This is a genomic window from Pseudomonas sp. IPO3749, from assembly GCF_013386605.1.
In the GTDB taxonomy this organism is placed as follows: domain Bacteria; phylum Pseudomonadota; class Gammaproteobacteria; order Pseudomonadales; family Pseudomonadaceae; genus Aquipseudomonas; species Aquipseudomonas azotoformans_A.
In genome coordinates this window covers 1-17,782 of record NZ_JACARN010000031.1, presented here as the reverse complement: position 1 = coordinate 17,782, position 17,782 = coordinate 1, and the positions used below count along the sequence as shown (strand labels likewise).

The window sequence follows — 17,782 nt, the reverse complement described above, 5'->3', positions numbered from 1 at the left end:
CGTACAAGAATCCCCCCAACCCCCCTCAGTAGACTCGCCGCACTCCCTCTATTGCAGGTTTTCCATGGACATCTTCCTCTACGCCTTCAGCGTCATGTACAGCCCCGGCCCTGTGAACTTCATGGGCCTCAACGCCGGGCTCACCGGTCAGTTCCGGCGCTCCACCGGGTTTTTCATCGGCGTAGGCTGCGCGATGCTGGTGTTGTTCTTGCTGTTCGGCTACACCGGCGAGGCGATCATTTCCCAGGCGGTGTTGCCCTATATCTCGTTGATTGGCGGTGTGTACACCTTGTACTTGGCTTATCAGGTGTTCACCGCGCGCACGGTGGTCGATGAAAAAGTCTCTACCGCACCGGCCAAGACGCTCACGTTCTGGAACGGCCTGGTGATCCAGTTGCTCAACCCCAAGGGCATCATGGCGGTGCTGCCGATCACCAGCGTCATGCTGCCGGCGGCGCATATCACTGGGGTGTCGATTGCGCTGGTGTCGGCGTTGCTGGCCTTTGGCGCATTTGGTGCGCCGTGGATCTATGCGTTGCTCGGCGCATTGCTGGGGCGGCGGATCAACGGGACGTCGGCGTTTACCGTGTTCAACCGCTGCATGGGCCTGGCGCTGGCGGTGTGTGCGTATTTCATGTTTCACGCGTTCTATGTGCATCTGGTCGCCACATGAGTGGGGCTTGTCACCTCGACTCACGCATAGATCGAGCTTCTACAGGTACTTGAGCCAGGCCAGGTCGCGGCGTCGCGTCTTGATCCCGGCGAACCAATGGACCGGCGCGTACAGCGCCAGCGGCAGCAGCAACGCCACCAGCCAAATGGCGCCCATGCCGTCGACGCCGAAGTAGTTGCCGTGGTTCAGGCCAAACAGTGCCACACACGCGACGTAGAGGATTTTCAGCACGTACAGGTGCAGCAGATAGAAGAACATCGGCGCTGCACCGAAGGTGGCGAGCAGGCCGATCCAACGCTTGCTTCCCGCCTTCTCGAACGCCAGCAACAGCAGCAAGCCGATCCCCAGCGTCAGCGCCAGAAACAACAACGAAGGCGGGTACTTGGTGATGTTGAAAAAGCTCATCAGGGTCTGCACGCCATTGTCATAGGCTTGCCAGGGTTTTTCGCCATACCCGTTGGCTGCTCGCAACACCACGAACCCTATCAATGCACTCATACCGCCGAGCAACAGATAACGCTGACGCAGCGCCGGCGGCATGCCTTGGGCAAACCACGGGCCGAGGCTGTAACCCAGGGCAATCACACCGATCCACGGCAGCACCGGATAGGTGATGCGCAGGCGCAGCGAGTCGCCCACTTCGATCCAGCTACGCTCATGCAGGATCGTCCATGGAATATGCAGTGCCGAACCGGCGTCGAAGTGCAGCCCGTCCAGCAGGTTGTGCCCGGCAATGATCACCACGGCCAACACGATCAGCAGCGGACGCGGCAACCACACCAGCGCCGCAAGGGCGATCATGCTCACTCCAATCGCCCAGATCACTTGCAGATAGATCACGCTGGGCGGCAGCTGAAAGGTCCAGGCGAAGTTGACCAGGGTGAACTCCAGCACCACCAGGAACAGCCCACGTTTGAACAGGAACGCCGACACATCGCGCCGGCCCTGATATTTCTGGCCGTACAGCCACGCCGACAAACCCGTGAGCAACACAAACACTGGCGCACACAGGTGGGCGAGGGTGCGGCTGAAAAACAGCGCGGGCTCGGTGCTGTCGATGGTCATCGGGTCGCTGACCTGACGGTGCAGCAGGAAGGTCTCGCGCACGTGGTCAAGCAGCATGAACAGGATCACCAGGCCGCGCAGGGCATCGATGGACAGCAGGCGTTGGCGCAGGGGAACAGCATCGGTCATGGGCGAAAGTCACAGGGCAGGGCGGAAATGGGTTGTTATCCTATAACATTAATTAACGCGTTGCCGCGATTCGTTGCCCAGATTAGAATGCGATCAATTCTTAATTACTACCGGGTTCGGGTGATCGGCATGTCGTCTTCGCTCCATCTGCCTGTCCAGGCGTTGTACTGCGAACATCATGGTTGGCTGTACCGCTGGCTCGACCGCAAGCTGGGCAATGCCAACGATGCGGCCGACCTGGCCCACGACACCTTCATGCGCCTGCTCACCCGCCAAAACAGCGCCGGTTTCGGCAGCGAGCCGCGCGCGTTGCTCACCCATATTGCCAAGGGACTGATGATCGACAGCTGGCGTCGCCAGGAAGTCGAGCGCGCCTACCTGGAAACCATCGCGCACCTGCCCGAGCAGGCAGTGCCGTCGCCGGAAACCCGCTGGCTGATCCTCGAGGCGTTGTATCGCATCGAAGCCATGTTGCGGGATTTGCCGGAAAAGACCCGCCAGGCCTTCCTGATGTCACAGCTCGATGGCTTGACCTATCAGCAGATCGCCGACGAATTGAAGGTGTCGCTGGTCTCGGTCAAACGCTACATGCGCGATGCGTTCCTTGCGTGCCTGAGCGTGGCATGAACCCGTCCATCGACCCGCTGATCCTCGGTGAGGCCGCCGACTGGATGGTGCAGCTGCAGTCCGGCAGCGCCACCGACGAAGACCGTCGCGCCATCGCCCAATGGCAAGGCCGCAGCGCCCAGCACGCCCAGGCCTGGCAACGGGCCCAGGCGATTCTGGGGGATTTCAACAGCGTGCCGGCAGCGATTGCGGGCGACACCCTCAAGCGTATCGGCCGCAAAAAATCCCTCGGCCGCCGCCAGGCCCTTGGCCTGTTGCTGCTGGCGGGCCCGGCGGCCTGGCTGGCCTACCGGCAAAAACCGTGGCAACCGTGGACCGCCGACCAGCACACCGCCGTTGGCGAGCAACGCAACCTCACTTTGCCGGATGGCACACGCCTGCTGATCAACACGGCCAGCTCATTGAATATCGCCTTCACCGACCAGATTCGACGTCTCGAGTTGCTGCAGGGTGAAGTGATGATCACCACCGCCAAGGACCCCGCGCCGACCCATCGTCCGTTTGTGGTGCAGACCCGCCACGGCACCGCCCGCGCCCTGGGCACGCATTTCAGCGTGCGGGTGGACGAGCAGAGCAGCCGCGTGGCGGTGCTCGACGGTGCGGTGGAAATGCTGCCGCAACACGCCCGTCGTGGGCTGATCCTCAAGGCCGGCGAGCAGAGCGCATTCGGCAGTGACAGTGTGGCCGCGGTGCAGCCGCTGGAGGCCGGCGCCACCACCTGGGAAAACGGCATGCTGCTGGCCCAGCAGATGCGCCTGGCGGACTTGCTCGATGAGCTGGGACGCTACCGCCACGGCGTGTTGCGCTGCCACGACAGCGTCGCCGGGCTGAGCGTGTCCGGGGCGTTCCCCCTGCGGGACACCGACGCCAGTCTGCGTTTGTTGCAGGAAACCCTGCCGGTCAAGGTCAGCAGCTTGACCGGCTACTGGGTGACGATCGAACCGCGCTGAATTTTTTTCCCGTTTCGCTGATACCTTTTCAGTTGTCGCCCGGTGTAGGGGAGAACCCTCAACTCTGCACCGCGTCGACAGGAACCCCCATGACCTTCACCCCGCACCCGATCCGCCCCTTCAAGGCCTTGAGCCTGGCTGTCGCCCTGGCTGCCATCGCGCCGCTACACAGCGCCATGGCAGCCGACGCCCCGTCGACCAGTGCGACACGCAGCTACCACCTTGCGCCGGGGCCGTTGGGCAATGTGTTGGCGCAATTCGCGGCGTTGTCCGGGGTGCCGTTGTCATTTGATTCCACGCTGCTCAACGACCAGCAAAGCGCTGGTTTGCAAGGCAGCTACACCGCGCAGGCGGGCTTCATGCAACTGCTGCAAGGCAGCGGCTATGCACTGCAAAGCACCGGCGCCAGTGGTTATACCTTGGTGCCTGAAATGGCGGGTGACGCCGTGCAGTTGGGTGCGACCACCATCAGCGGCGAGAGCGGGGCGCAGGCGGATACCTATGCCGGTGGCCAGGTCGCCCGATCGGCGCGCCTGGGCGTGTTGGGCAATCGCTCGATCAATGACGTGCCGTTCAGCGTGGTCAGCTACACCGCCAAGACCATCGCCGACCAACAGGCGCGCACTGTCGGGGATGTGCTGCTCAATGATGCGTCGGTGCGCCAGTCGGCGGGCTTCGGCAACTTTTCCCAGGTGTTCACCATTCGCGGCCTGCCGCTGAATACCGATGACATTGCCTTCAACGGCCTGTACGGCGTGCTGCCACGGCAGATCATCACCACCGAAGCCTTGGAGCGGGTCGAGTTGTTCAAAGGCCCCAACGCCTTCGTCAACGGTGTATCGCCAGCCGGCAGCGGCATTGGCGGCAGCGTCAACCTGGTGCCCAAGCGTGCCGAAGATGTGCCAACCCGTAGCGTCAGCCTCGACACCACTACCGATGGCCAGAGCGGCGGCCACCTCGACCTGGGCCAGCGTTTCGGTGAAGACAACCGCTTTGGCGCGCGGGTCAACCTGGCCAAGCATGGCGGCGACACGGCCATCGAGGACGAATTCAAAAGCTCGCAACTGGTGGCCGTCGCCCTGGATTACCGGGGCGATCGACTGCGCGTGTCCACCGACTTCGGCTACCAGAAAGAGCGTATCAACAGCGGTCGCTCGGTGGTCTATCCCAACGGCACACAGGTACCGAAGGCGCCATCGGCCAAGCACAACTATGCCCAGGACTGGAGCTGGTCGGAGCTGGAAGACACCTATGGCATGTTCAATGCCGAATACGATTTGAATGACAGCTGGACCGCCTACGTAGGTGGCGGGGCCAAGCACACGCGGGAGAACGGGCAGTATTCATCGCTGTACGTGGGCAACGATGGCAGTGGCCGTGTGGGCTTTTTGTACTCGCCTCACGACGAGGACAACAAGAGCGCCATGGCCGGCTTGAACGGGCGCTTCAACACCGGCCCGGTGAGCCATCAGGTGAACTTCGGTTTGTCCGGCATCTGGGGGGAGCAACGTTCGGCGTTTGAAGCGATCCTGCAAGCCAATCGCCGGCCGGGCAACCTCTATAACCCGACCCAGATTCCGCGTCCGTCCGTTACTTACTTCGGCAGCGACATCCACGACCCGCGCATCGTCGGCAAGAATCGCATCAAAAGTGCGGCAGTGTCCGACACCCTGGGCTTTATCGATGATCGTGTGCTGCTGACCCTGGGCGTGCGGCGCCAGACCATTGAGGTAGACGCGTGGAACACCACCACCGGCGTGCGCAACGCCAACTATGCCGAGAGCATCACTACGCCGGTGTATGGCCTGGTGGTGAAGCCGTGGGAGCACGTGTCGTTCTACGCCAACCGCATCGAAGGCTTGGCCCAAGGGCCGACCGCGCCGTTGACCAACGTCACCAACCCCGGCGAGGTCTTTGCGCCTAACCGCAGCAAGCAGACCGAAGCCGGGGTCAAGCTGGATTGGGACAGTTTTGGCGCGACCTTGGGTGTCTACCGAATCGAGCAGCCCAGCAGCGCCACCAACACTAACCCGAATGGCACCAATACCTTCAGCGTCGATGGCGAGCAGATCAACAAAGGCGTGGAATTGAACGTGTTCGGTGAGCCGGTTGACGGCCTGCGCCTGCTGGCCGGTGCGACCTGGATGAACACCGAACTGAAGAACACCTCCAACGGCCTCAACGACGGTAACCGCGCGGCTGGCGTGCCACGTTTCCAGTACAACGTCGGTGCCGACTGGGACATTCCCGGCCTCCAGGGCGCCGCCGTCAACGCGCGGATGCTGCGCACCGGTGGCGAGTACGTCAACGCGGCCAATAGCCTGAGCATCCCCGCCTGGACCCGTATCGACCTCGGCGCTCGTTATGGCTTCAAGGCCGATGACAAGTACATCACGCTGCGCGCCAACGTCGAAAACGTGGCGAACAAGGCGTATTGGGCGTCGGCGTCGACGGCCAACAACTACCTGACCCAGGGTGAGCCGCGCACGGTCAAACTCTCCGCAACGGTGGACTTCTAGCGGGTAAACACGGTCAACTGTAGGAGCCGGCAAGCCGGCTTCTAAAGGAGATAGTCCCCGTGAGTGCGACCGAACACACCCCACAATCTGTCCTCGACTTCTGGAAACACGCTGGCCCCAAACAGTGGTTCGCCAAGGATGACGCCTTCGACGCCATCTTCCGCGACACCTTCCATACCGCCCACCTGCAAGCCGCCCGGCGCGAACTGGAACACTGGCTGGATTCGGCGCAAGGCGCCCTGGCGCTGCTGATCCTGCTAGACCAATACCCGCGCAACGCCTTTCGTGGCACCGCCCATATGTTTGCCACCGACCCATTGGCCCGCCTGTATGCCAGGCGCATGGTCGACGCCGAATTGGATCAGCAGATTGAGCCGGCATTGCGCGCATTCTGCTACCTGCCGTTCGAACATTCTGAAGACTCGGCGGATCAACAGCGCTCCCTGGTCCTGAACCAGCAACTGGACGCCAACACTTACCATTGGGCCAAGGAGCACGCCGACATCATCGAGCGGTTTGGGCGTTTTCCCCATCGTAATGGCGTGTTGGCGCGAGAGACCACGCAGGAGGAGCGCGCCTTTTTAGACAAGGGTGGCTTTGCCGGTTAGCCCAGTATTCCGAGTAGGAATGCCCCCATAAAAACAGCGCATTGTCTTTCTCGCCGCACATCTCGTAGCGTGGTGTTCCACTCATGGAGAATCGTTATGAGCCAGCGTCCGTTGCGCCTGTATGTTGATCATTTGTACACCAGCCCCTACGCGATGTCGGTGTTCGTCACCCTGCGGGAAAAAGGCCTGGTGTTCGACACCTTGACCCTGGACTTGGACGCCGCGCAGAACCAGACCGCCGACTTCGCCCAACTGTCCTTGACCCAGCGCGTACCGACGCTGGTAGAAGCAGACTTTGCGCTGTCGGAGTCTTCGGCAATTACCGAGTACCTGGAAGAGACTTACCCCGAGACGCCGGTCTATCCGACCGAACCCCAGCAGCGGGCGAGGGCGCGGCAGGTGCAGGCGTGGTTGCGCAGTGACTTGCTGGCGATCCGCCAGGAGCGTTCGACGATGGTGGTGTTCTACGGGCAGAAGATGCCGCCCTTGTCCCCCGTGGCCGAAGCGGCGGCGCGCAAGCTGATCAACGCGGCCCAGGCGCTGTTGGCGGGTAATCGAGCCTATCTGTTCGGCGCGTGGTCGATTGCCGATGTGGACCTGGCGGTGATGCTCAATCGGCTGATCCTCAACGGCGACAGCGTGCCCGTCGAGTTGGTGGAATACGCGCAGCGCCAGTGGCAGCGGCCTTCCGTGCAGGCGTGGGTCAATCAGCAACGTCCTGCGCTGTAGAACGTTCAGTGATTTGCACGACACGGCGGTCGAGGTCTTCCCAGTCCGCCATGCCCAGCACCCGTGTGGTGTTCAAACCCCGCAGGTAACCCCGCAGTTGCTGGGCGCTGGCGCTGATTTGATCGGCGTCGGCTGCCTCGTCCTGCAGCACGTGTTCATAGTCGACCAGGTAATCGGCGACCCGCTCGCGAAACTCCGGTAGTACGGCTTCTCGGATGCGGTCGAAGGTTTTCTGGTGGGGCTTCATGGCGTGGTCCTTATAAGTTTTATGTCAGCACTATCGGTTCAGATAATAGTCACCATCAAGGATCGCAAGTTCTGTTTTTGCGGGAAAAGCGGAAAATCACGCTATCGAGACGCTGTTCAAGGAAATGCGCGATGAGGACGTTTATTCAGCTGGCGTTGATGGCTTTGATGCTTGGCACGGTTGCCATCAACAACGCGGCAATTGCCGATGATCAGCCCATGAACCATTTGCTACCGATCAACGGTAGCGTAGACTCCCTGCAGCACGCGCAGTCGGTGGGTGTATTGCTGAGTGACAACACCCGCGACAACCTCAGCTACCTTGAACGCTACCACGACATGGCCTTGAATGGCGCCAAGGATGCCCTCGACGGGCGTATCCGCCAGGCGTTCGTCAACAGTTCCGACCCGGAACTGGCCATCGATTGGTTGATGAGCTCGCTGCAAGGCACGTTTTTGTCGGTGACGGTCTACGACAACCTGGATGCCTTGGTGCAGGCTCACCCCGATGTGGTGGTGATGCTCGATACCCATAACCAACTATTGACCCAGCGCAACGACCAGGTCGAGGCGCGTTTTATTGCGCGGTTCTATGATGCGAACCTGCAATACATCGCCAAGGCCGAAGGCTCGGTGCACAAGCAGGTGCCGTCGGTGTGGGTGCATGACAAGGCAGCGCCGGAAATTGCCGCGCAGATCGAGCAGCAGCGCGATGTGCAACTGGATGCCTTGAAGCAGTTCGATGCGTCGCTCAAAGCGCTGGTCCGTGCCGGTTGATGTGAACCTTTATTTTTATAATCAGGAATTTTTCATGCGCGCTTTTTTCGCCCCGGCCTTGGCCTTTGCTTCCCTGTTGCTGGCCGGTTGTGTGTCCGCCCCCAACGCGCCCACCCTGACCTTGCAGACCAGCAAAACGCCTGAAGCCTATGTGCAGTGCGTGCTGCCCAAACTGGAAAAACACAAGATCACCTCCACCGTGACGCAGAACTCGCGCCACGCCAAGGTGGTGTTGACCAGCAAGATTGCCGCCGATGATGTGCTGGAAGCCTACAAGTCCCAGGACGGCGGCAAAGTGTTCCTGTATGAGCGCAAGCCGCTGGCGTCGACGATTACGCCGTCGCGGCTTGAGCTTGCCGCCAAGGAATGCCAATAATTTTGCGTATGGCCTAGGGCTTGGCTTCGTTGCTGAAGGCATTCACCGTCTTGACTAGCCCTTGCGCCGCCAACGCCACCAACTCCCCACCTTTTTCTACCGTCGCCAGCGCCGGGTCCGAGCCCATGCGCCCATCCGGGAAGCGCGCGCGGAAGTCCAGCGCTTCACGGATCGGCCCGGTGCTGGCGATCTGCGGCGAATAATCGGCCGTCTTGATCGAGTCCGGATAGGCCCACTGCGTCACCGCAATCTCCGACGGCGTGGCATGACTGCCATGGCCCACCGGGAATTGGCGTTGCGCCAGGTCGTTCACGCCTTCCAGGTCCCACCAGTTCACCAGTTTCAAGGCAAACCCGGCCGGGCGGCGGGCGAAGCTGGCTTCGGCGTACAGCTCGGAAAACGCCGCTTCGATGGTGGCGATATTGCCGCCGTGGCCGTTCAGAAACAGGATCTTCTCGAAACCATGTCCGGCCAGCGAGCGCACCCAATCGCCAATCGCGGCGATAAAGGTGGAAGGGCGCAGGGAAATGGTGCCGGGAAAGCCCAGGTGATGCTGGGCCATGCCGATGTTGAAGGTGGGGCCGATCAGCAGGTCGGCGTTCTTCTGCGCTTCATGGGCGATGATTTCCGGGCACATCCAGTCGGTGCCCAGCAGGCCGGTAGGGCCGTGCTGTTCGTTGGAGCCGATGGGGATCACCACCGTGCGGCTGCGTTCCAGAAACTGCCCGATCTCGATCCAGGTGGACTTATGTAGAAGCATGCGAGGTTCTCTTATCTATGGGGACAGGCTATCCGCCACGGATTGTACGACTACTCGCCACCTGCTGGGGTTTGCAATTGAGGTAGGTCGAATACTTCAACCAGCGCTGGTCGGGGTACCACGAAAACATGAACTGCCCATCCTTGAGCTTGTCCACCACCTGGCGTGCCACCTGTGGGCGCACGGCCGGGCAACCCTGGCTGCGGCCGATACGGCCTTCGCGCTTGCTCCACAAGGGGCTCACGTAGTCGGCGGCGTGGATGACGATAGCGCGGTCGCGGGCCTGGTCATTGAAACCCGGTTCCAGGCCATCCATGCGCAGTGAGTAGCCGTGGGTGCCCAGGTAGCTTTCCTGGGTACGGAACAATCCAAGGCTGGACTGGTGGCTGCCTTCGAGGTTGGAGAACTGGGTCGCGAAGTTTTCCCCGGATTTGGCGCCGTGGGCGACCAGGTCGCGTAGTACCAGGGTTTTCTTGCGCAGATCGAAGATCCACAGCCGACGGGCGGTCGAAGGCTGGGAGTAGTCAATAACCGCTAGGCGCTCGGAACGTTCCTCGCCGTTATTGACCGCGCACTGCACCGCGTTCAGGGCGCTTTTGAGTACGGTGGGATTGAGTTCTGGAGCCGAGCGCGCCAGGCTGCTATACAAGTTAGGAGAGGTCTGATTGGCGGCGAGCGCAAAATTGCTCAAGGTAGCCAACGCCACGGTCATCAAACCGAGGCGGCGCATGAAAGTCAGCATCTACGAAGTGTCCCCCGGTGTGGATTGGAGCCTGGTCAATTGTTCAAAAAACACGCATGTTACTTGAGCATTTGCCTGCTCGTTGCACCATTGGTCGCGACAGCCGACGCCCTGCCGGTCGAGCCGTTGCCGGTGACGGTGCCGGCGCCGGTCGATCTGGCGCATGTGCAACAGGCGTTGGCGCAACTGCCGAGTGTCTGCCCCGGCCTGGCGCCGCAGCTCGACGCCGCTACGCAACTGCGCCTGCAAGCCTTTTACCAGCAGCAAGGCAACGCGCCGTTGTGGTCCGCCGATGCACGTCGACAAGCCCTGCAATCTCAGTTGCTGATGCTCGCCGATGACGGCCTGGACCCCACCCACTATAGCTTGCCTGCGCCAGATGCCACGGCCAACGTGCTGTGCAGCGATATAGCCACCAGCCAGCGTTACCTGCAAGCCTTGCAGGATTTGCATTACGGCCGCCTGCAACAATCGCGCTTCGAACCCCTGTGGCATTCCCAGCCGCCTACGCGCGACCCCAACGTCGAAGTGCTGGCCTTTGCCGCCACAGGTTTGCAAGACATGCCTCAGGCATTCGACCAGGCGCGGCCCAGTGCCGATTTGTACCGCAGCCTGCGCAACGCCTATTCCACCGTGCGCCAGCAGCCGTTGCCGCATTGGGACCCGGTCGCCAGCGGCCCGCTGCTGCGCCCCGGCATGGAAGACCCCCGCGTGCCGGAGCTGGCGCGGCGCCTGGTCAGTGGTGGCTACCTCGCCAACGCGCCCAGTGGCAAGCAGTACCGCGATGAACTGGTCAAGGCAGTGAAGGCCTTCCAGCTCAGTCACTCGTTGCAGGCCGATGGCGTGATCGGCGCCGGCACCGTGGCCGAATTGAACATCAGCCCGTTGGTGCGCCGCGAACAACTGCGTATCAACCTTGAACGCTTTCGCTGGCTGGCCCAGGACCTGGAGCCAGAAGGCGTGCTGGTGAATGTCGCCGCCGCGCAACTGAGCGTATACCAGAGCGGCATCCCGGTGTGGCAAACCCGCCTGCAAGTCGGCCGCGCCGAACGCCAGACGCCACTGCTCAAGTCGCGCATCACCCGCCTGACCCTCAACCCCACCTGGACCATCCCGCCCACCATCATGCGCGAGGATAAGCTCCCGGCCATCCGCCTCAACCCCGAATACCTGCGCCAGCAGAACCTGCAAGTACTCGACGCCGAAGGCCACCCGCTGGCGCCCGAGCAAATCGACTGGGCCCGCCCTGGTAATATCCTGCTGCGCCAGGAAGCCGGGCCGCGCAACCCGCTGGGCAAGATCGTGATGCGCTTTCCCAACCCGTACTCGGTCTACCTGCACGACACGCCGAGCCAGCCGCTGTTCACCAAAGGGCCGCGGGCGTTCAGCTCCGGGTGTGTGCGGGTCGAGCAACCGTTGTTGCTGCGGGATTTGCTGGTGAGCCCGGCCGAACGTACTCGCACCGATGAGCTACTGGCCACCGGCGTGACCCATGAATTCCGGCTGGCCACGCCGGTTCCGGTGTTGTTGAGTTACTGGACGGTGGAGGTCAATCGCGAGGGCGGGTTGGTGTATGCGCCGGATATCTATGGGCGGGACCTGGTGTTGATGAAGGCGATGGGGAGTGTGCTCTGAAGCGTGCTTCTGTAGTGAGCGGGCTTGCTGTGGTGAGCGGGCTTGCCCCGCGCTGGGCTGCGCAGCAGCCCTAAAATCGTGCCATGTGGTCTCACAGAAAAAACGCGGCGGTCTTCTTGGGGCGGCTTCGCCACCCAGCGCGGGCAAGCCCGCTCACTACAGAGAGACTTAGTTCGCCATAGCGGTGAGGTCCGTCAAAATCACCGCCATTGCCTGATCTGGCGCCGTGAAGGCCGTGTCGACCGTCAGCGGTATTTCATCCCAGTCTTCGTACTCATGCGCCAACACCGACTCCCAACTGGGTGGAACCAGGCCGGGAATATCCCCCGTTCGGGTCTCCACCCGCCGTTGATGTTCCTGCCGGTCAGAACAAATCACCCGAATATCCAGCAACGCCACACCGGCCATTGCCGCCGTTGTCTTCCATGCCTCCCGGCTTTCCCTGACCGGGTTCACGCAGTCAGCCACCACCATCTGCCCCAATTGCAGGTTGCTCAACGCCAAAGCATTCGCCACCCCATAACCGCTGGCGCCCACATCGCCCGCCAGCACGCCCGCATCACGGATCGCCTGCTCAATCACATCAATGCGTAGATACACCGCGCCGATCTGGCGTGCCAGTGCCTGGGCCAGGGTGGTCTTGCCGGTGCCGGGCAGTCCGCTGAAGACAATTAGCATGGGGGGCTCTCGATAAGGTTGGGCCGGTTCAGGGTATCCTTCAGTTCCTCACCGGTCGACCACAGGACAGCCCATGCCCCTGCCGTTTGTGAAAATGCACGCCCATGGCGATGACTTCATCATCATCGACCGCCGTGGCCTGGACGATCCGATCACCGCGAAAATCGCCCGCCAACTCGGCAACCGCCACACCGGTATCGGTTTCAACCAACTGGCTGTGCTGCTCGATTGTGACGACGCCGCGGCGCGCATCAAGTTCTGGAACCCCAACGGCACGCCGCTGGCCACCTGCGGCAGCGCCACCCGTGGCGTGGCTGATCGCTTGATGCGTGAAGCCGGCACGGACTCGGTGGTGCTGCGTACCGATCGGGGCTTGCTGACCTGTGTGCGGGCAGCGGGGCGGCAGGTGTCGGTGAACATGGGCGAGCCGTCGCTGGACTGGTCAGCCGTGCCGCTGGCCGAGGCCCTGGACACCCGCACCTTGCCCATCGATGGCAACCCGGCGGCGTGCAGCATGGGCAACCCGCATTGCACCTTTTTTGTAGACGACATCGCGGCTGTCGACGTGGCGGCCTTGGGCCCGGCGCTGGAAATTCACCCGTTGTTCCCGGCCAAGACCAATGTGCATTTCGTGCAGGTGCTTGATCGTAGCCACATCCGCCTGCGCATCTGGGAGCGCGGCGGCGGCGTGCCGTTGGGCTCGGGTTCCTGTTGCTGTGGTGCGGTGGTCAATGGCATTCGTCGTGGGCTGCTGGACGATACCGTCGAAGTGCATTGCGACGGCGGCACGGTAACCGTGCACTGGGCGGGCGATGGCGGGGTGGTACTGACGGGCAGCGTCGAGCCGGTGATGCAGGGCAGCGCCTATATAGGCTGAAAGTTTACGGTAAACGTGGTGCCGCCCGTGGCACAGGAACTCACGGCCACGTCGCCGCCATGCACCTTAGCCAATTCGCGCACGATATACAGGCCGAGGCCGACGCTGCGCACATCACTGCCTTGGTCGGTGCCACGGGTCATGGGTTCGAACAGTTCGGCGAGCAAGGCTTCGGGGATTACCTTGCCGTGGTTGTGTACTGAGACTTCGCAGCTATCCTGTCCCAGCCGTGACGTGACGGTGATCGGCCGTTGCAGGTCGCCATACGCCACGCTGTTGGCCACCAGGTTGCCAATGATCTGCTGCACGCGGTCGGCGTCCAGGCAAGCCTCGCCACTGCCCTCGGCGAGATGCGTCAACGTTGCCGTGGGAAACGCCACGCGCAGTTCATCCACGGCCCGATGAATCACCTCATGCAGGTCCAACGGCGCCGCCTTGATGGTAATGCCCTGGCCGACGCGCGCCTGGGTGAAGTCCAGCAGGTCGGCGATCATGCGCTGGGCACGCTCGGACGACTGGCCAATGTGCCCGAGCAGTTGGCGTTCCTTGGCAGTGCGTTCGCCACGGTTGAGAAAATCCGAGGCCATGCGAATGGCCGTGAGCGGGTTCTTCAAGTCATGGCTGACAATCGCCACCATCTGCTCGGCAAACAGCGCCCGGCGCTGGGCGATGGCATAGGCCTCGCTCAATTCGGCCTGGGCCAGTTTGAGCGCGAGTTCGGTGGCGGTCTTTTCCTGCAACAGTGCTTCGGCAAAGTTGCGTGCATTGAGCAACTCGCGCTCGTACTTGTCGCGGTCGGTGGTGCCGAACAGCGCCAGGTCGTACACCGCACCGTGGTCCTGCTCGCGCTTGATGCCGTTGAGCAGCACGGTCAGCTTGTGGCCGTCACGGTGCAGCATGTCGAGTTTCACTTCGGTGACGCTGCCACGCAGGCGCAGCATCGGCGCCAGGTGGGTCTGGTGGAAGATCCGCCCGCCCATCGTCAGCAAATCCTGGAAACGCTTACCGCACAGCTCCGTGGTGCTGAACCCCAGCCACTCGCTGAAACGCGTATTGGCTTGCAGGATCGTGCCATCCTCAGCCGTCACAGCGAGGGCGCAGGCGGCACTGTCAAACAACTCAGCCGGCATGGGCGGCCGTCCACGGCGCCAGGAAGCTTTCCATCGCTGCCGCGCACGCTTGCGGCGCGCTCATGTGCGGGCAATGGCCGACGTTGTCCACCAGGCAATAGATGCTGTTGGGCAACACGCTGTGCAGGTATTCGCCCACGGCCACGGGGGCGATCAGGTCGTCGCTCGATTGCAGGATCAGCACCGGAGTGGCCAGGCCGATCACGTCCTGGCGGTTGTCCGACATGAACGTCACTCGCGCAAATTGCTTGGCGATCTCAGGTTCGGTGCGACAGAAACTGTCCGTCAATTCCTCGCTCAACGCCGGTTGCCCAGGCGCGCCCATGATTACCGGGGCCATGGCGCTGGACCAGCCGAGGTAGTTGCTGTCGAGGGTGTCGAGCAGGTCCTGGATATCCGCCAGTTTGAAGCCGCCGACATAGCCGCCGACATAGCCGTCGGCGTCGATATAGCGCGGCGAGGGGCCGATCATGACGTGGGCGGCAATGCGGCCGGGGGTCTGGCGGTCGGCGAGTGTGCCGATCATGGCGCTCACCGAATGGCTCACCAGGATCACCGGGCCTACCGCGAAGGCGTCGATGATTTCGTTCAAATCACGGGCGTAGCCGTCCAGGGCACTGTATTTGGTCTTGTCGAACGCACTGAGGTCCGACAGACCGGCGCCCACCAAGTCATACATCACCACGCGGAAACGTTCGGAAAATTGCGGTGCCAGGTAGTTCCACATGGCCTGGTTGCAGCCGAAGCCGTGGGAAAACACCAGGGTCGAGCGGCCGTTGCCCATCACACTGACATTGTTACGGTGGTGTAGGTCCATGGGCTTCCCGTTATGGCGTTTTGCTATGCGTACAGGGAGTTTAGATAGTCAACGGCGCGGGGTCACGCGATATAGCGCGGATAAGGTAAAGTCGCCGCCTTCAGGAAGAAACTTCAGGTAACAAACATGATGGCGATTCTGCGGCAGTCCGTCTTGAGTCTGGTGGCACTGGTGGTCTTGGGCCTGGTAGGCACCGCCCAGGCAGACATTTCACCGATTGGCGTCGCCCTCGACCAGCGGGTGATCGACCTCACCAACACCCTGGATGCCTCGACCACCACCCGTCTGAAAACCCAATTGGCCGACCTTGAGCAGCGCAAAGGCTCACAAGTGGCCGTGTTGTTGGTGCCGACCACCGGCGGCGTGAGCATCGAGGACTACGCCAACCAACTGTTCCGCGCCTGGAAGCTGGGACGCAAGGACGTCAACGACGGCATCCTGCTGGTGGTGGCCAAGGAAGACCGCAAGGTGCGCATTGAGGTGGGCTATGGCCTGGAAGGCACGGTCACCGATTTGCTCGCGCACCGCATCATCGAAGAACACATCACCCCGGCCTTCCGCCAGGGTGATTTCGTCGGGGGTGTCTCCCAAGGCGTCAGCGACCTGGTGGTGCTGGTGGACGGCGGCGACCTGCCCACAATGGCCGGGCCAGGGATCAACCCCCAGTTCATTGCGATAGCGCTGGCGTTTGTTATCGGCGCCCTGGGCGGTGTGCTGATCAGCGCCGGCAAGCTGCACTGGCGCCGTGCCTTGATTGCCGCGGTAGCGGTCACCGTGTTATTGGCGATTTTTGGCGGGGGCCGCGATTGGCTGATGTTCCTGCTGGTGCTGCCATTGACCCTGCTGATCGGCGGCGCGACCTTCGGCGCATTGTGGATGGCGCGTTCGGTGTTTTACGGCGTGATCGGGCTGCTGGCCTACATCCTGGGCTTGGTGGTGGTTGATCAGCGCTATGCCGATGTCAACTTCATCCACTGGCTGGTCTTTCCACTGGGCGCGCTGGTGGTGCTGGGACTGTACCTGGTGCTGCTGGTGATCATGAAGGATGCCTGGAAGCAGAGCCGCGTGGGTTTTATCGCGCGGCTGTTGGCGGCGGTGGGGGTGTATGTGGCGGCGGGGGTGTTACTGGAACTCGGCCGTGATGGCTGGCTGTTCGCGTTCCCGATTGCCTCGTTTGCGGCGCTGTTCATCTTTGGCAAGACCAGCGGCGGCTCGGGGTCTTCGGGCGGTGGCTCGAGTTCGAGCTCCAGCAGCTCCAGTTCCAGCAGCAGTTCATCCGGCGGCGGTGGCTCCAGTGGCGGCGGCGGGGCGTCCGGCAGTTGGTAGCAAGGGCTCAGGTTTTTAGTGCACGTGTGGCGAGCGGGCTTGCCCCGCGTTGGGCTGCGCAGCGGCCCCAAAANNAGCGGCCCCAAAACCTGGCGCTGAGCAGTATCGGACTCACCGCATCTTCAAATCCGCAGAGGCAGCATGGGTTGCTTGGCAGAGCCCTGGGCGTCACAACGATTTAGACAAAAATACCCGGCTGCTGCCCTCTGGCTCACACGGTAGCTCGCCAAAACGTACCCAGCCATGCTTCTCGTAAAACCCCGGCGCCTGGAAACTCAGGGTGTACAGCACCGCGTTGCGACAGCCCCGGCGCCGGGCCTCCTCTTCGAATGTTTGCAGTAACTGGCTGCCCAGTCCGGTGCCACGCAGCGAGTCGGGCAGGTGGAACAGGTCGAGAAAGGCCATGCCCAGTGTGGTCTTGCCAGTGATGCCACCGAGGATTTGCTGGGTCTCGGGATCCTTGATCAAAACCGTCAGCAGACGCCGATCGTTATAGCCGGTGATGGCTTCATTGAACGCCGCCAAGCCGCCGCCGAGGATACGCTCGGCGTCGGGATTGGGTTGGTCGCTGATTTCAATATGCGCTGCGTTCATCTCTAGAGCGCCATGACCATTTCATGCCACGCCATGCCACCGTGATCCGACGGCGACGGCTGCACATACTGATAGCCCATGCGCTCATACAGCGGCACGTGTTGCTCCTTGCACATCAAATGAATCGTCTGCTTGCCCATGCGGCTCATGCGCTGCACAAACTCAGTCATCAACATTGTCGAATAGCCCTTGCCCTGATGCGCCGGGTCGACCACCACCGACATGATCACCACATTCGGCGCGTCGGCCGAGTGGCCCACCAACTCCTTGAACGCCTCGTCCGACATCACCACTTCGTGGGCGCAACCACAATTGATGAAACCCACCACTTCACCCGCGGCTTCCAGGATCAGAAAGCCTTGCGGGTACTGGGCAATACGCGTGGCGATCTTCTCCAGGGTCGCGGCTTCGTCACCCTCGTAGGCGCTGATCTCGATGTCAAAGCAGCGGGCGGCGTCGGCGGGTAGGGCGTTGCGCAAGGTGAGGGCGGGCATGGGCGTTTCCTGAGGCGTTGAGCGAGAGGC

General features: G+C 62.1%; 20 protein-coding genes. 11 read left to right on the top strand and 9 right to left on the bottom strand.

What is annotated here, in order from left to right:
• Nucleotides 1–64: 64 nt before the first annotated feature.
• A complete protein-coding gene (locus HX812_RS13645) occupies nt 65–673 on the top strand; it encodes a LysE family translocator (protein ID WP_038846934.1) in 609 nt (202 codons plus the stop codon).
• 39 nt (nt 674–712) lie between these two features.
• Here the strand turns inward: HX812_RS13645 and HX812_RS13640 are convergent, their stop codons facing one another.
• Entirely contained in the window at nt 713–1,867 is a 1,155-nt protein-coding gene (locus HX812_RS13640; RefSeq protein WP_038846932.1) for a DUF1624 domain-containing protein, read from the bottom strand.
• 129 nt (nt 1,868–1,996) lie between these two features.
• Between HX812_RS13640 and HX812_RS13635 the strand changes: the two genes are divergently transcribed.
• From HX812_RS13635 to yfcF, 5 genes are all read left to right on the top strand, one after another.
• Complete coding sequence (locus HX812_RS13635) at nt 1,997–2,494, top strand: sigma-70 family RNA polymerase sigma factor (protein WP_016977154.1); 498 nt, start codon at nt 1,997–1,999, stop codon at nt 2,492–2,494.
• Entirely contained in the window at nt 2,491–3,444 is a 954-nt protein-coding gene (locus HX812_RS13630; protein WP_038846930.1) for a FecR domain-containing protein, read from the top strand. The genes HX812_RS13635 and HX812_RS13630 overlap by 4 nt, the downstream gene beginning before the upstream one ends.
• A gap of 89 nt (nt 3,445–3,533) precedes the next feature.
• The gene (locus HX812_RS13625) at nt 3,534–5,963 is read left to right on the top strand and encodes a TonB-dependent receptor (protein ID WP_038846928.1); all 2,430 of its coding nucleotides are present in this window, start codon (nt 3,534–3,536) and stop codon (nt 5,961–5,963) included.
• 59 nt (nt 5,964–6,022) lie between these two features.
• The gene (locus HX812_RS13620) at nt 6,023–6,571 is read left to right on the top strand and encodes a DUF924 family protein (protein ID WP_038846927.1); all 549 of its coding nucleotides are present in this window, start codon (nt 6,023–6,025) and stop codon (nt 6,569–6,571) included.
• 96 nt (nt 6,572–6,667) lie between these two features.
• A complete protein-coding gene (gene yfcF, locus HX812_RS13615; RefSeq protein ID WP_038846924.1) occupies nt 6,668–7,300 on the top strand; it encodes a glutathione transferase in 633 nt (210 codons plus the stop codon).
• Here the strand turns inward: yfcF and HX812_RS13610 are convergent.
• A complete protein-coding gene (locus HX812_RS13610; RefSeq protein ID WP_038846922.1) occupies nt 7,275–7,547 on the bottom strand; it encodes a hypothetical protein in 273 nt (90 codons plus the stop codon). The genes yfcF and HX812_RS13610 overlap by 26 nt on opposite strands.
• A 131-nt stretch (nt 7,548–7,678) precedes the next feature.
• Between HX812_RS13610 and HX812_RS13605 the strand changes: the two genes are divergently transcribed.
• The gene (locus HX812_RS13605; RefSeq protein ID WP_038846919.1) at nt 7,679–8,323 is read left to right on the top strand and encodes a hypothetical protein; all 645 of its coding nucleotides are present in this window, start codon (nt 7,679–7,681) and stop codon (nt 8,321–8,323) included.
• Between the two features lie 34 nt (nt 8,324–8,357).
• On the top strand, nt 8,358–8,699 hold the full coding sequence (locus tag HX812_RS13600) for a hypothetical protein (protein ID WP_033896691.1): 342 nt from the start codon (nt 8,358–8,360) through the stop codon (nt 8,697–8,699).
• 13 nt (nt 8,700–8,712) lie between these two features.
• Here the strand turns inward: HX812_RS13600 and HX812_RS13595 are convergent, their stop codons facing one another.
• Together HX812_RS13595 and HX812_RS13590 are read right to left on the bottom strand one after the other, a co-directional pair.
• On the bottom strand, nt 8,713–9,459 hold the full coding sequence (locus tag HX812_RS13595; protein WP_038846917.1) for a creatininase family protein: 747 nt from the start codon (nt 9,457–9,459) through the stop codon (nt 8,713–8,715).
• A 28-nt stretch (nt 9,460–9,487) separates the two neighbouring features.
• Nucleotides 9,488–10,201, bottom strand: coding sequence for a murein L,D-transpeptidase catalytic domain family protein (locus tag HX812_RS13590; RefSeq protein ID WP_038846916.1), 714 nt, complete (start codon nt 10,199–10,201; stop codon nt 9,488–9,490).
• Between the two features lie 39 nt (nt 10,202–10,240).
• Here HX812_RS13590 and HX812_RS13585 point away from each other — a divergent pair, with 39 nt between their 5' ends.
• Nucleotides 10,241–11,836 (top strand): murein L,D-transpeptidase, encoded by a 1,596-nt coding sequence (locus tag HX812_RS13585; RefSeq protein ID WP_038846914.1) that lies wholly within the window; start codon nt 10,241–10,243, stop codon nt 11,834–11,836.
• Nucleotides 11,837–12,004: 168 nt separating this feature from the next.
• Here the strand turns inward: HX812_RS13585 and HX812_RS13580 are convergent, their stop codons facing one another.
• Entirely contained in the window at nt 12,005–12,514 is a 510-nt protein-coding gene (locus tag HX812_RS13580) for an AAA family ATPase (protein WP_038846912.1), read from the bottom strand.
• A gap of 73 nt (nt 12,515–12,587) precedes the next feature.
• Here HX812_RS13580 and dapF point away from each other — a divergent pair, with 73 nt between their 5' ends.
• On the top strand, nt 12,588–13,391 hold the full coding sequence (dapF, locus tag HX812_RS13575) for a diaminopimelate epimerase (RefSeq protein WP_038846910.1): 804 nt from the start codon (nt 12,588–12,590) through the stop codon (nt 13,389–13,391).
• Here the strand turns inward: dapF and HX812_RS13570 are convergent.
• Nucleotides 13,379–14,521 carry a PAS domain-containing sensor histidine kinase gene (locus HX812_RS13570; protein WP_038846908.1) on the bottom strand — a complete coding sequence of 381 codons (1,143 nt, stop codon included), beginning with the start codon at nt 14,519–14,521 and terminating at the stop codon, nt 13,379–13,381. The two genes, dapF and HX812_RS13570, sit on opposite strands and share 13 nt — an antisense overlap.
• Nucleotides 14,511–15,338, bottom strand: coding sequence for an alpha/beta fold hydrolase (locus tag HX812_RS13565; protein WP_038846906.1), 828 nt, complete (start codon nt 15,336–15,338; stop codon nt 14,511–14,513). The genes HX812_RS13570 and HX812_RS13565 overlap by 11 nt, the downstream gene beginning before the upstream one ends.
• Before the next feature lie 126 nt (nt 15,339–15,464).
• Here HX812_RS13565 and HX812_RS13560 point away from each other — a divergent pair, with 126 nt between their 5' ends.
• Nucleotides 15,465–16,664, top strand: a complete 1,200-nt coding sequence (locus HX812_RS13560; protein WP_038846904.1) for a YgcG family protein — start codon at nt 15,465–15,467, stop codon at nt 16,662–16,664.
• A gap of 168 nt (nt 16,665–16,832) precedes the next feature.
• On the opposite strand, the gene HX812_RS13555 is transcribed toward HX812_RS13560, so the two are convergent.
• Nucleotides 16,833–17,258, bottom strand: coding sequence for a GNAT family N-acetyltransferase (locus tag HX812_RS13555; RefSeq protein WP_038846903.1), 426 nt, complete (start codon nt 17,256–17,258; stop codon nt 16,833–16,835).
• A 2-nt stretch (nt 17,259–17,260) separates the two neighbouring features.
• A complete protein-coding gene (locus tag HX812_RS13550) occupies nt 17,261–17,752 on the bottom strand; it encodes a GNAT family N-acetyltransferase (RefSeq protein WP_038846900.1) in 492 nt (163 codons plus the stop codon).
• Nucleotides 17,753–17,782 lie beyond the last annotated feature (30 nt).

What these genes read in the sequence shown, in the direction of transcription:
- HX812_RS13565 (WP_038846906.1), bottom strand. Translation starts at nt 15,338, where the DNA reads ATGGACCTACACCACCGTAACAATGTCAGTGTGATGGGCAACGGCCGC.
- HX812_RS13550 (WP_038846900.1), bottom strand. Translation starts at nt 17,752, where the DNA reads ATGCCCGCCCTCACCTTGCGCAACGCCCTACCCGCCGACGCCGCCCGC.
- yfcF (WP_038846924.1), top strand. Translation starts at nt 6,668, where the DNA reads ATGAGCCAGCGTCCGTTGCGCCTGTATGTTGATCATTTGTACACCAGC.
- HX812_RS13630 (WP_038846930.1), top strand. Translation starts at nt 2,491, where the DNA reads ATGAACCCGTCCATCGACCCGCTGATCCTCGGTGAGGCCGCCGACTGG.
- HX812_RS13640 (WP_038846932.1), bottom strand. Translation starts at nt 1,867, where the DNA reads ATGACCGATGCTGTTCCCCTGCGCCAACGCCTGCTGTCCATCGATGCC.
- HX812_RS13590 (WP_038846916.1), bottom strand. Translation starts at nt 10,201, where the DNA reads ATGCTGACTTTCATGCGCCGCCTCGGTTTGATGACCGTGGCGTTGGCT.
- HX812_RS13580 (WP_038846912.1), bottom strand. Translation starts at nt 12,514, where the DNA reads ATGCTAATTGTCTTCAGCGGACTGCCCGGCACCGGCAAGACCACCCTG.
- HX812_RS13555 (WP_038846903.1), bottom strand. Translation starts at nt 17,258, where the DNA reads ATGAACGCAGCGCATATTGAAATCAGCGACCAACCCAATCCCGACGCC.
- HX812_RS13600 (WP_033896691.1), top strand. Translation starts at nt 8,358, where the DNA reads ATGCGCGCTTTTTTCGCCCCGGCCTTGGCCTTTGCTTCCCTGTTGCTG.
- HX812_RS13635 (WP_016977154.1), top strand. Translation starts at nt 1,997, where the DNA reads ATGTCGTCTTCGCTCCATCTGCCTGTCCAGGCGTTGTACTGCGAACAT.
- HX812_RS13610 (WP_038846922.1), bottom strand. Translation starts at nt 7,547, where the DNA reads ATGAAGCCCCACCAGAAAACCTTCGACCGCATCCGAGAAGCCGTACTA.
- HX812_RS13625 (WP_038846928.1), top strand. Translation starts at nt 3,534, where the DNA reads ATGACCTTCACCCCGCACCCGATCCGCCCCTTCAAGGCCTTGAGCCTG.
- HX812_RS13645 (WP_038846934.1), top strand. Translation starts at nt 65, where the DNA reads ATGGACATCTTCCTCTACGCCTTCAGCGTCATGTACAGCCCCGGCCCT.
- HX812_RS13560 (WP_038846904.1), top strand. Translation starts at nt 15,465, where the DNA reads ATGATGGCGATTCTGCGGCAGTCCGTCTTGAGTCTGGTGGCACTGGTG.
- dapF (WP_038846910.1), top strand. Translation starts at nt 12,588, where the DNA reads ATGCCCCTGCCGTTTGTGAAAATGCACGCCCATGGCGATGACTTCATC.
- HX812_RS13605 (WP_038846919.1), top strand. Translation starts at nt 7,679, where the DNA reads ATGAGGACGTTTATTCAGCTGGCGTTGATGGCTTTGATGCTTGGCACG.
- HX812_RS13570 (WP_038846908.1), bottom strand. Translation starts at nt 14,521, where the DNA reads ATGCCGGCTGAGTTGTTTGACAGTGCCGCCTGCGCCCTCGCTGTGACG.
- HX812_RS13595 (WP_038846917.1), bottom strand. Translation starts at nt 9,459, where the DNA reads ATGCTTCTACATAAGTCCACCTGGATCGAGATCGGGCAGTTTCTGGAA.